The 11,213-nt window shown below is 67.3% G+C and carries 12 protein-coding genes; 7 read left to right on the top strand and 5 right to left on the bottom strand.

The window, feature by feature from the left end:
- Positions 1 to 18: 18 nt before the first annotated feature.
- Genes QRN16_RS05055 through QRN16_RS05025 form a run of 7 tightly spaced genes read left to right on the top strand, consistent with a single transcriptional unit; the run spans position 19 to position 6,509 of the window.
- Positions 19 to 948, top strand: a complete 930-nt coding sequence (locus QRN16_RS05055; RefSeq protein WP_156380494.1) for a helix-turn-helix transcriptional regulator — start codon at positions 19 to 21, stop codon at positions 946 to 948.
- Complete coding sequence (gene sufB / locus QRN16_RS05050) at positions 945 to 2,396, top strand: Fe-S cluster assembly protein SufB (RefSeq protein ID WP_027505295.1); 1,452 nt, start codon at positions 945 to 947, stop codon at positions 2,394 to 2,396. Before QRN16_RS05055 ends, sufB begins: the two co-directional genes overlap by 4 nt.
- Positions 2,393 to 3,610 (top strand): Fe-S cluster assembly protein SufD, encoded by a 1,218-nt coding sequence (gene sufD / locus QRN16_RS05045; RefSeq protein WP_285184962.1) that lies wholly within the window; start codon positions 2,393 to 2,395, stop codon positions 3,608 to 3,610. Before sufB ends, sufD begins: the two co-directional genes overlap by 4 nt.
- 49 nt (positions 3,611 to 3,659) lie before the next feature.
- Complete coding sequence (sufC, locus tag QRN16_RS05040; RefSeq protein ID WP_027505297.1) at positions 3,660 to 4,433, top strand: Fe-S cluster assembly ATPase SufC; 774 nt, start codon at positions 3,660 to 3,662, stop codon at positions 4,431 to 4,433.
- Complete coding sequence (locus QRN16_RS05035) at positions 4,430 to 5,698, top strand: cysteine desulfurase (protein WP_056444665.1); 1,269 nt, start codon at positions 4,430 to 4,432, stop codon at positions 5,696 to 5,698. Before sufC ends, QRN16_RS05035 begins: the two co-directional genes overlap by 4 nt.
- Positions 5,695 to 6,165 carry a Fe-S cluster assembly sulfur transfer protein SufU gene (gene sufU / locus QRN16_RS05030; protein WP_027505299.1) on the top strand — a complete coding sequence of 157 codons (471 nt, stop codon included), beginning with the start codon at positions 5,695 to 5,697 and terminating at the stop codon, positions 6,163 to 6,165. Before QRN16_RS05035 ends, sufU begins: the two co-directional genes overlap by 4 nt.
- Positions 6,162 to 6,509 carry a metal-sulfur cluster assembly factor gene (locus QRN16_RS05025; RefSeq protein ID WP_027505300.1) on the top strand — a complete coding sequence of 116 codons (348 nt, stop codon included), beginning with the start codon at positions 6,162 to 6,164 and terminating at the stop codon, positions 6,507 to 6,509. The genes sufU and QRN16_RS05025 overlap by 4 nt, the downstream gene beginning before the upstream one ends.
- A gap of 7 nt (positions 6,510 to 6,516) precedes the next feature.
- Here QRN16_RS05025 and QRN16_RS05020 read toward each other — a convergent pair whose 3' ends face one another.
- From QRN16_RS05020 to ku, 5 genes are all read right to left on the bottom strand, one after another.
- Entirely contained in the window at positions 6,517 to 7,707 is a 1,191-nt protein-coding gene (locus QRN16_RS05020) for a GNAT family N-acetyltransferase (RefSeq protein WP_285184950.1), read from the bottom strand.
- A complete protein-coding gene (locus tag QRN16_RS05015) occupies positions 7,704 to 8,465 on the bottom strand; it encodes a phosphatidylserine decarboxylase (RefSeq protein WP_285184948.1) in 762 nt (253 codons plus the stop codon). The genes QRN16_RS05020 and QRN16_RS05015 overlap by 4 nt, the downstream gene beginning before the upstream one ends.
- Positions 8,462 to 8,677, bottom strand: a complete 216-nt coding sequence (locus tag QRN16_RS05010; protein ID WP_056444659.1) for a hypothetical protein — start codon at positions 8,675 to 8,677, stop codon at positions 8,462 to 8,464. The genes QRN16_RS05015 and QRN16_RS05010 overlap by 4 nt, the downstream gene beginning before the upstream one ends.
- A 64-nt stretch (positions 8,678 to 8,741) precedes the next feature.
- On the bottom strand, positions 8,742 to 9,992 hold the full coding sequence (locus QRN16_RS05005; protein WP_261775613.1) for an SDR family oxidoreductase: 1,251 nt from the start codon (positions 9,990 to 9,992) through the stop codon (positions 8,742 to 8,744).
- Positions 9,993 to 10,175: 183 nt separating this feature from the next.
- Positions 10,176 to 11,198: a non-homologous end joining protein Ku gene (gene ku / locus QRN16_RS05000; protein WP_027505303.1), complete on the bottom strand. Its 1,023-nt coding sequence runs from the start codon at positions 11,196 to 11,198 to the stop codon at positions 10,176 to 10,178.
- Positions 11,199 to 11,213 lie beyond the last annotated feature (15 nt).

The following is an 11,213-nucleotide window of genomic DNA, read 5'->3' as shown; positions in this document are numbered from 1 at the left end:
TTCGGTCACACTGGTGTTGTGAAAACGACTACCGAACGTTCCGGCGAGCGCGTCAGCGCCCGCGCCGACGTCGCGTCGGTCACTGTCACTCCGGCTTCGGGATCTGGTTCAGCAACGTCGGGCTCGGCAACGTCGGGCTCGGCAACGTCGGAGGGTCGCACGCGGTCGTCCGTCGTGACGCTCCTGCTCGAGGAGGGTCCGATCAGCGCCACGCAGGTCGGGTCCCGTCTGGGCATCAGCGCCGCCGGCGTGCGGCGCCACCTCGATGCTCTCATCGACGCGGGCGACGCGCGCGTCACGATGACCTCGCGTCCCGGTGCACGTACCCGCGGTCGCCCCGCGAAGCTGTTCTCCCTGACCGCGCACGGACGCTCTCGACTCGGCCACTCGTACGACGATCTCGCGGGTGCGGCCATGCGGCACCTACGGGAGATCGGCGGCGACGACGCGGTGCGCACGTTCGCCCGCCGACGCATCCAGTCCATCGTGGGCGACGTCGAGCCTGCCGACACGTCCTCGCAGCAGTCCGTCTCCGAGACGGCCGACGCCATCGCCGAGGCGCTGACCGAGTCCGGCTTCGCCGCGTCCACCCGCCCGGTCGGCAACGGGGTGCAGATCTGCCAGCACCACTGCCCGGTCTCGCACGTCGCGGCCGAGTTCCCCGAGCTGTGCACCGCCGAGCGCGAGGCGTTCGCCGATCTGCTCGGAACGCACGTGCAGCGCCTCGCCACCATCGCCAACGGCGACTGCGCGTGCACCACCCATGTGCCCCTTCGCACACTCTCGACTCCCGAATCAGGCAATACCGACGACGATGTCGGCGTTGCACCGAGTGATGCTGCCGACAGCGGCACGGTCCACCACGACCGCACAGCTCTCGATTCGGCCCGTACCACCAGCTCCAGCCCGAACAGCCCGCTCGATCGTCTCCGGAAGGAGCCCGCATGACCGTCACACCAGACCAGGTGACCCCCACGGTGCCCGCGACACTCACGCAGGACGAGACCATCGCGTCTCTCGGGACCTACGGATACGGCTGGTCCGACTCCGACGTCGCCGGTGCGAGCGCCAAGCGCGGCATCAGCGACGCCGTCGTCCGCGACATCTCCGACAAGAAGAGCGAGCCCGAGTGGATGCTCGAGGCACGCCTCAAGGCGTTGCGCACGTTCGAGCGCAAGCCCATGCCGAACTGGGGCTCGAACCTCGACGGCATCGACTTCGACAACATCAAGTACTTCGTGCGGTCCAGCGAGAAGCAGGCCGCCACGTGGGACGATCTACCCGCCGACATCAAGAACACGTACGACCGCCTCGGCATCCCGGAGGCGGAGAAGCAGCGCCTCGTGTCGGGTGTCGCCGCTCAGTACGAGTCCGAGGTCGTCTACCACTCGATCCGCGAGGATCTCGAGGAGCAGGGCGTCATCTTCCTGGACACCGACTCGGGTCTGCGTGAGCACCCGGAGCTGTTCCAGGAGTACTTCGGCTCGGTGATCCCGGCCGGTGACAACAAGTTCTCCGCGCTGAACACCGCGGTGTGGTCCGGTGGGTCCTTCATCTACGTGCCGCCGGGCGTCCACGTCGACATCCCGCTGCAGGCCTACTTCCGCATCAACACCGAGAACATGGGTCAGTTCGAGCGGACGCTCATCATCGTCGACGAGGGTGCCTACGTGCACTACGTCGAGGGATGCACCGCGCCGATCTACAAGTCCGACTCGCTGCACTCGGCGGTCGTCGAGATCATCGTGAAGAAGGGTGGTCGATGCCGCTACACCACCATCCAGAACTGGTCGAACAACGTCTACAACCTCGTCACCAAGCGCGCGAAAGCCGAGGCCGGCGCGACGATGGAGTGGATCGACGGCAACATCGGCTCGAAGGTCACGATGAAGTACCCGGCCGTGTGGATGACCGGTGAGCACGCCAAGGGCGAGGTTCTGTCGGTGGCGTTCGCCGGCGAGGGCCAGCACCAGGACACCGGCTCGAAGATGCTCCACCTCGCGCCGAACACGTCGTCCAACATCGTGAGCAAGTCCGTCGCTCGCGGCGGCGGCCGGGCGTCGTATCGCGGCCTGATCCAGATCAACAAGGGCGCGCACGGGTCGAAGTCGACCGTCAAGTGCGACGCACTCCTGGTCGATCAGATCAGCCGCAGCGACACCTACCCGTACGTCGACATCCGCGAGGACGACGTGACGATGGGCCACGAGGCCACCGTCTCGAAGGTCAGCGACGATCAGCTGTTCTACCTGATGAGCCGCGGCATGACCGAGGACGAGGCCATGGCCATGGTGGTGCGCGGCTTCGTCGAGCCCATCGCGAAGGAACTCCCGATGGAGTACGCCCTCGAGCTCAACCGCCTGATCGAGCTGCAGATGGAGGGATCGGTCGGATGACCCTGCCCCACACCGACACCGGGGTGAAGGCTGCCGTCACCGGCGAGAACCCCGCCACCGAGAACAAGCGCGCGATCGTCGCGAACAAGGGCGCGCAGTTCTCGTCCTACGACGTCGCCGCGTTCGAGGTGCCGTCCGGCCGCGACGAGATCTGGCGCTTCACACCGCTGCGGCGCCTGCGAGGTCTCCACGACGGCACCGCCGTGGCCACGGGCTCCGCGACCGTGACGGTCACCGATGCGCCCGAGTCCGTGCGCGTCGAGACCGTCGGTCGTGACGACGCGCGGCTCGGCACCGCGGGTGCGCCGGCCGATCGGGTCGCTGCCCAGGCGTACTCGTCCTTCGACTCGGCCACCGTCGTCACGGTGGCCTCCGAGGCAGAGCTCGCGGATCCGCTGATCGTGACGGTCGACGGTCCGGGAGCGGACGTCGTCGCCTACGGCCACGTCCAGATCCGCGTCGAGGCGTTCGCCAAGGCGACCGTCGTGCTCGAGCAGCGCGGCAGCGGAACCTACGCCGAGAACGTCGAGTTCGTCGTCGCGGACAGCGCACACCTCACGGTCGTCGCGCTGCAGGAGTGGGACGACGACGCGGTGCACGTCGCGTCGCATCACGCGAAGGTGGGCCGCGACAGCGTCCTGCGTTACGTGTCGGTCAGCCTCGGCGGCGATCTGGTGCGCCTGACACCGACGGTGAACTTCACCGGTCCGGGTGGCGACGCCGAGCTCCTGGGCCTGTACTTCGCGGACGACGGTCAGCATCTCGAGCAGCGCCTGCTGGTCAACCACACCGCGCCGCACTGCAAGTCCAACGTGGTCTACAAGGGCGCCCTGCAGGGCGACCCGGCGTCGAAGAAGCCCGACACCCACACCGTGTGGGTCGGCGACGTCGTCATCGGTGCGAAGGCGGAGGGGACGGACACGTTCGAGCTCAACCGCAACCTGATTCTCACCGACAGCGCGCGCGCGGACTCCGTCCCGAACCTCGAGATCGAGACCGGCGAGATCGTCGGGGCCGGTCACGCGAGTGCCACGGGTCGCTTCGACGACGAGCAGCTGTTTTACCTCCGTGCTCGCGGCATCCCGGAGGACCAGGCACGCAAGCTCGTCGTGCGCGGCTTCTTCCACGACATCATCGCGAAGATCCCGGTCGCGTCCATCCGTGAGCGTCTCTCCGACGCGGTCGAGGCGGAACTCGCCATCACCGGCGTCTGACCCCTCGCGCGACCACCTTCTCCCGATTCACAGACAGGCAAGGAACATCATGTCCACTCTCGAAATCCGCGATCTGCACGTCGACGTCGCGAACACCGACGACGCCGCGCAGCCGATCGAGATCCTGAAGGGCGTCGATCTGACGGTCTCGTCGGGCGAGACGCACGCCATCATGGGCCCCAACGGCTCGGGCAAGTCGACGCTCTCCTACGCGATCGCCGGCCATCCCAAGTACCGCGTCACCTCGGGCACCATCCTGCTCGACGGTGAGGACGTGCAGGAGATGTCCGTGGACGAGCGTGCTCGCGCCGGCCTGTTCCTCGCGATGCAGTACCCCGTCGAGGTTCCCGGTGTCTCCATGTCCAACTTCCTCCGCACCGCTGCCACCGCCGTGCGCGGCGAGGCCCCGAAGCTGCGGCACTGGGTGAAGGAGGCCAAGGAGGCGATGACCGAGCTCGACATCGATCCGGCCTTCGCCGAGCGCAGCGTCAACGAAGGCTTCTCCGGCGGCGAGAAGAAGCGCCACGAGATCCTGCAGCTGGGTCTGCTCAAGCCGAAGATCGCCATCCTCGACGAGACCGACTCGGGCCTCGACGTCGACGCCCTGCGGGTCGTGTCGGAGGGTGTCAACCGCTACAAGGAGCGGGAGAACGGCGGCATTCTCCTGATCACGCACTACACCCGCATCCTGCGCTACATCACGCCCGATCACGTGCACGTGTTCTCCGCGGGCCGCATCGTCGAGTCCGGTGGACCCGAGCTGGCCGACGAGCTCGAGGCGAACGGATACGAGCGCTTCACGAAGACCACCGCGGGCGCATGACGGCCGTCGCGTCGGTCGGCACCCTGGACGTCGCGAGGCTTCGGGAGGACTTCCCGATCCTCGGTCGTACCGTGCGAGACGACAAGCCTCTCGTGTACCTCGACTCCGGCGCGACGTCTCAACGTCCGGTGCAGGTGCTCGATGCCGAGCGGCACTTCCTCACCACCTGCAACGCCGCCGTGCACCGCGGGGCCCACCAGCTGGCCGAGGAGGCCACGGACGCCTACGAGGGTGCCCGCGCGGGCATTGCCGCCTTCGTGGGTGCCCGCGCGGACGAGATCGTGTTCACCAAGAACGCCACCGAGTCGCTCAACCTGGTCACGCACGTCCTCGGCGACGACCGCTTCGCGCGGTCGCTGCGTCCCGGTGACGAGATCGTCATCACCGAGCTCGAACACCACGCGAATCTCGTTCCATGGCAGGAGCTCTCACGCCGCACCGGTGCGACGCTCCGGTGGTACGGGGTCACCGACGACGGCCGGATCGATCTCGACTCGCTCGAGCTCACCGACCGCACGCGCGTGGTCGCGTTCACCCACCAGTCCAACGTGACGGGCGCGGTGGCTCCCACCGAGGAACTCGTCCGTCGTGCACGGGCGGTCGACGCACTGGTCGTCCTCGACGCCTGCCAGTCGGTGCCGCACATGCCGGTGGACGTCTCCGCGCTCGACGTCGACTTCGCGGCGTTCTCCGGGCACAAGATGCTCGGACCGTCCGGGGTCGGTGTCCTGTACGGCAAGTCGGCGCTCCTGGCCGAGATGCCTCCCTTCATCACCGGCGGGTCGATGATCGAGACCGTGACGATGGAGCAGACCACCTACGCACCGCCCCCGCAGCGGTTCGAGGCCGGTGTGCCCATGACGTCGCAGGTCGTCGGTCTGGGTGCCGCCGTGGAGTACCTGAACGCGCTGGGGATGGACGCCGTCGCCGCGCACGAACAGACGCTCACTGCTGCCGCACTGTCGGAGCTCGCCACCATCGACGGGCTCCGCATCATCGGGCCCACGGACACGCAGGACCGCGGGGGAGCCGTGTCGTTCGTCGTCGATGGCATCCATGCGCACGATCTGGGGCAGATCCTCGACGACGAGGGCGTCGCCATCCGCGTCGGGCATCACTGCGCGTGGCCGCTGCACCGTCGTTTCGGCGTGGCCGCGACGGCCCGTGCCTCGTTCGCCGTCTACAACACGGTGGAGGAAGTGCACGCGCTGCGCGACGCGATCCGCACGGCACAGTCGTTCTTCGGCGTCGGCGGTGCCGCGTGAGAATGGAACAGATGTACCAGGAAGTGATCCTCGATCACTACAAGCACCCGCACGGTCGTGGGCTCCGCGAGCCGTTCGGCGCCGAGGTGCACCACGTCAACCCCACGTGCGGTGACGAGGTCACGTTGCGCGTGAACGTCGCCGACGGTGTCGTGGCCGACGTGTCCTACGACGGGCAGGGGTGCTCGATCAGTCAGGCGGCCACCTCGGTTCTGACCGACCAGGTCGTCGGACTCTCCGTCGAGGACGCGCTTCTCACGGTGGACGCCTTCTCGGCGATGGTCGGCAGCCGCGGCACCGTCGAGGGTGACGAGGACGTCATCGGCGACGGCATCGCCTTCGCTGGTGTGGCGAAGTACCCGGCACGCGTGAAGTGCGCGCTGCTCGGATGGATGGCATTCAAGGACGCCGTTGTTCGTACTGTGGAGACGCAGGACGAGCACGCGAACAGTGGAGGACGATCATGACCGATACCGACAACGGCGCAGTGGCGCCCGATTCCGTCATCGAAGACCTCGAGGAGGCCATGCGTGACGTCGTCGACCCCGAGCTCGGCATCAACGTCGTCGACCTCGGACTGGTCTACGGAATCACCATCGACGACGAGGCCGTGGTCACCCTCGACATGACGCTGACGTCCGCGGCGTGCCCGTTGACCGACGTCATCGAGGACCAGAGCCGCACCGCCCTGGTGCGCAGTGGTCTGGCCGAGGACCTCAAGATCAACTGGGTCTGGATGCCGCCGTGGGGACCGGACAAGATCACCGACGACGGCCGCGAGCAGCTGCGCGCGCTCGGCTTCACCGTCTAGAGCCGGCTCACCCGATCTCACGCGAGAAGATGCGGTACGTCCTGCTCGGGTCCACCGGGTAGGACGAACGCACCGAGTGGAACCAGCCTCCGTCCGCCAGCACGGGGGCTGCTTCCACGGAGGCGTATCCGCCGTCGTGGATGCGCTGGAACAGTTCGAAGATCAGCAGTGCCGAGGTGCCCTTGTCGGGGCAGCTCGGGTCCACGAACATCATGTCGAGCCGCACGTGCGTGCGGTGTCTGCGTCCGCCGGGCCCCCGCCACCGCGCGATCGTGTGGAGATCGCGCACGATGCCGAACCGTGAGCGCACCGCTCCGAGGGCCGCCTTGTTCACGTCCGGGATCCCCATGACGAAGCCGACGACCTCGCCGTCGAGTTCGGCGAACAGCACGATCTCGGGATCGAGGATCGGACGCATGGTCGCCACGAGCGCATCGAGTTCGTCGGGTTCCACGGGCGTGAATCCCCAGAACGACGCGAATGCGGTGTTGTAGAGCACGCGCAGCTTGGCCACGTCCTCGTCGAACGTCGCCGGATTCATCGGCCGGACGACGACGGACGATCGCGCCTTCCACCTCTGGCCCATCGCGTACTTGCGTGCGAACGGCGGCGACTGGACGAGCGTGTGCGGGTCGTCGTGATAGAAGCTGTGGAACTCCTTGATGCTGGTCATACCCCACGACTCGAGGAGATCGGCGTAATACGGGGGATTGTGGGGCATCCCGACCAGCGGCGGAATGTCGTTGCCGTGCACCAGCACTCCCGCGCTCCACAGCAATGACGGGCTCATCGGACCCACCACGGTGCTCAGCGACCGCCCCCGAGCCCAGGCGGCCACGGCGTCGAGCAGAGCGTGCGCGGCCTCCCGGTCGTCGAGGCACTCGAAGTAGCCGAAGTACGCGGTCTGCTCCTCGTAGTGCGAGATGAAGACCAGGTCGGCGATGGCCGCGATCCGCCCCACGAGCCGCCGACCGCGATACGCGAGGAACGCCTGACTCGTCATCCGGCTCTGCGTCTCCTCAGAGGGCCGACGCAGCATCGAGCCCACGTCCGCGATGTCGCCGGGGATCCAGTTCGGGTCGTTCCGATAGACCGCGAACGGGACCTTCGCGAAGGCCGACCAGTCGCGACGGGTGCGTACCGCTGTGATGGTCACGGCCGCGGTCGTGACCGGCCAACCGACCGTACGTGAGGTCATGAGAGGGCCTCCTCGAGGTCGTCCTGCATCGTGCTCCGGGTCGTCGGTGCCGGCCGCACGACGGACCGGGCGAGCACCGACTCACCGGCCCACACGTACTGCCCCGGCCGTACCAGGACGTCGCCGTCGAGCAGAGCGTCGGGAAGGAACACGTCGCACTGTGACCCGAAGCGGATCAGGCCGTACTGCTCGCCGCGAGCGAGATTCTCACCGACCTCGACGTGGGCGACGATCCGGTCCACCCACAGATCGGCGATCTGCGTGACGAAGACGGTGGGACCGTCGGCGTGCCGGACACCGATGGTGAGCCGCTCGTTGGTCAGGAGGTACTCGCACCCCTCGTCGTAGGGCGTGCGGTGCAGGAACAGGTTCGCCGTCATGCGAGCCATCGACCTGTTGAACGGCGCCGCGCCGCGGTGTTCACGCACCACCACCGCCCCCTCGATCGGTGCGCGATTGCGGTGGACCGAGTGCTCGGTCATGTAGGTGCCGACGAGCCACCCGCTGGCGTCGGAGTCGATCCCGGCGTACTCGGACAGCCGGATGGCGCGCCGCTTCTTCACGGCGACCGGCATCTGGCCCGACTCGACACGCTTGACGTAGGTGATGTACCCGTCGGCCGCCGACACGATGGACGACGGGTCCGGGGGCACCGACCGCTCCGGATCACGGAGGAAGGCGGCGCTGCGCCAGTACGAGTACCCGCCTACGAGCGCAGCGAGAGCCACGGTTCCAGCGGTGGTGGCTGCTCTGGTCACGACGGCTCCACCGCCGTCTCCTTACCGTGGTCGATGCGCTCGACCAGTGCGATGAACGCGTCGTAGAGATGGGTGCGCAGCACGGCGTCGATCGCGACGGCGAGCACTCCGAGGGTCGCGCAGGCGACGTAGTAGACGAGCCCGAGGGTGAAGTTCACGAAATCGCCGAGGAACACCCGGACCCGGTACCTCGCGCCGGTTTCCAGGAACATCGGTTGCGGCGGGACGCGACTCATCGTGCACGACCGAGGACGTCGCGGGTCTGTGCGCTTCTGCTCACGCGGTGACCAGTCGGGGTCGGCGCGCCGTCGCGTCGCGGAACTGGATGACCGACAGGTACAGCGCGAAGAGCGCATCGTGATCCCACGAGGATCCGTCGAAGGACGACGGCATGAGCGACGGTGCGTTGGAACGGCGGATGAGGTCGTTGACGTCGGACCCGAGCAGGGACGCCGTCTTCTCCGCCGGGATCTTGCTGTCGACGATCGCTTTGAACTCCGCCCACGGCACGAGGTCCAGGCCGAGAGCCGATGCCAGGACGGCGTTGCTGTAGGGCACCGGATTGGACGGCACGAGGTGGGGGAGCGTGCCGTCGCCGAGAGCGTTGTCCGCCAGCACGCGCGCGAGCACGTCGACGGGCGCGTAGTTCATGCCCGGACCGTCCCACATCGCACCGACACTGTTCGCCAGCTCGATCGCGCGCCAGAAGCTGTAGACGCGACCCGGGTCCTTGCCGACGGTGGTGCTGCCGAGCACGTACGGCGACTCGACCAGGGTGACGGAGGCGACGCCGTCCCGTGCGAGCCATCCGAGGAGCTGACCGTTGATCCACTTCATCTGACAGTAGCCCGAGTACCACCAGGAATCGGGACGCAGGAAGTCCTCCGGGCTGGTGTAGATGAAGGCGCCGATCGACCCCATGTAGGTGAGGTGCTTGCGACGGTCCTCCAGGGTGAACTGGACGACGCGCAGCAGGGAGACGAACCAGTCCTGTCGCAACTCGAGGTAGCTGGAGTCGTAGTCGGTGGAACTGGCCGAGTTGAACACCTGGTCGACGGTGCCGCGGAGCCGCAGGTAGGTGTCCTCGTCCAGACCGAAGTTCGTCCGGGTCGGAACCGCCTCGATGACGACGATCTTCGCGAGATCGATCCCGGTGATCGAGTACTGGGCGACGGTCTCCTCGAAACGCTCGGCGGCGGAGGAGTCGCCGGCGGATCGGACACCGGCGTAGACCGTCGTGATTCCGGGGCGCAGAGACAGTTCCGCGACGAGATGCGCTCCGACGAAGCCGTTGGCACCGAACACCAGCGCGACCTCGTCAGCGGGCGGCGCCATGGAGCGCACCTGCTCGGCGGTGCTCGGATCGACGATCGGTCGCAGCAGCTCGTGGTCGCCGGCCGACAGCGCCGCGACGTCCGCATACTTTCGCGAGAACAACAGCGACGGCGCGTCGCCCGTCAGAGCGACGACCGGACTGACCAGGTGCCCGTCGTTGGCGACAGTGCTGAACGTGTACTCGTCGAACATGTGATCTCCCCCGATGGATGCGGCGCCCGTCGCCGGTGTGACCGGGACGACTCGCTGTGTCTCTCCAGAGAGAGTAAAAGCATCCTTGGGGTGATCAACCACGTTTGGCGTTGTGAGACATACGGTTCCGTGGGCACTTGATTGTGAGGCCCGTGCGGACGCGCACGCCGTGGTCGTGAGACCTCACGCCCCCTTGCGCTGCTGGTCCTCGTCGCCCGACGACGTGCCGCTCCCGGCCTTCTTCGCCGCCGCCTTCTTCGCGGCCGTCTTCTTGGCGGGCGCTTTCTTCGCCGCCGCCTTCTTGGCCGGTGCCTTCTTCGCGGCTGCCTTCTTCGCCGGAGCCTTCGTCGCGGACTCTTCGTTCCCCGACTCGTCCTTCGTCGATGCCGAGTCGGTGTCGCCGCGACGACCACGGCCGGACCGGCCCGCCGCCTCGACGCTGCGTTGGAGTGCCGCGACCAGGTCGACGACCTCGGCGTCCTCTCCCGAGTCGGTGTCCTCCGGTTCGGCGTGCACCACCTTCTCGCCGCCGTTCTCGATCATCTCGTCGAGGACCTTGCGGAGTTCGATCTGGTAGTCGTCGGTGTACTCGGACGGGTCGAAGTCGCCCGACATGCTCTCGACGAGTGCCCCCGCCATCTTCAGTTCGTTGGGGCGGGGCGCGGTGACGTCGTCGAGCGAGGAGAACTCGGCGGCCCGCACCTCGTCGGGCCACAGCAGCGTCTGGATCATCAGCACGTCGTCGTGCACGCGGAGGGCCGCGAGGCGCGTCTTCTGTCGCAGCGTGAAGTGCACCAGTGCGGTGCGATCGGTCGTGGACAAGGTCTCCCGGAGGAGCACGTACGCCTTCGGGGACGTCGAGTCCGGCTCCAGGTAGTAGCTCTTGTCGAACAGGATCGGATCGATCTGGTCGGTCGGCACGAACTCGAGAACCGGGATCTCGTGCTTCTCGGCGGCGGGCAGCGACGAGAAGTCCTGATCGGTCAGGATCACCCGGTCGCCGTCGGGGGTCTCGTAGGCCTTGTCGATGTCGGCGAACTGCACCGACTCACCGCACACGGAGCACTTCCGGTCGTACTTGATGCGACCGCCGTCCTTGCCGTGGACCTGATGGAACTTGATGTCGTGGTCCTCGGTGGCCGTGTACACCTTGACCGGGACGTTCACCAGGCCGAAGGCGATGGAGCCTTTCCAGATCGATCGCATGTGTCCAATCTTGGG

Origin of the sequence: Rhodococcus sp. MEB041 (assembly GCF_030208955.1) — a bacterium.
In the GTDB taxonomy this organism is placed as follows: Bacteria; Actinomycetota; Actinomycetes; order Mycobacteriales; family Mycobacteriaceae; genus Rhodococcoides.
The sequence above is the reverse complement of the archived record's forward strand: the minus strand, read 5'-3'. Positions and strand labels throughout refer to the sequence as shown.

Bases quoted from the DNA above. Each gene is read 5' to 3' on its own strand.
- sufB (WP_027505295.1), top strand. From the start codon at position 945: ATGACCGTCACACCAGACCAGGTGACCCCCACGGTGCCCGCGACACTC.
- sufD (WP_285184962.1), top strand. From the start codon at position 2,393: ATGACCCTGCCCCACACCGACACCGGGGTGAAGGCTGCCGTCACCGGC.
- sufC (WP_027505297.1), top strand. From the start codon at position 3,660: ATGTCCACTCTCGAAATCCGCGATCTGCACGTCGACGTCGCGAACACC.
- QRN16_RS05035 (WP_056444665.1), top strand. From the start codon at position 4,430: ATGACGGCCGTCGCGTCGGTCGGCACCCTGGACGTCGCGAGGCTTCGG.
- QRN16_RS05025 (WP_027505300.1), top strand. From the start codon at position 6,162: ATGACCGATACCGACAACGGCGCAGTGGCGCCCGATTCCGTCATCGAA.
- QRN16_RS05020 (WP_285184950.1), bottom strand. From the start codon at position 7,707: ATGACCTCACGTACGGTCGGTTGGCCGGTCACGACCGCGGCCGTGACC.
- QRN16_RS05010 (WP_056444659.1), bottom strand. From the start codon at position 8,677: ATGTTCCTGGAAACCGGCGCGAGGTACCGGGTCCGGGTGTTCCTCGGC.
- QRN16_RS05005 (WP_261775613.1), bottom strand. From the start codon at position 9,992: ATGTTCGACGAGTACACGTTCAGCACTGTCGCCAACGACGGGCACCTG.
- ku (WP_027505303.1), bottom strand. From the start codon at position 11,198: ATGCGATCGATCTGGAAAGGCTCCATCGCCTTCGGCCTGGTGAACGTC.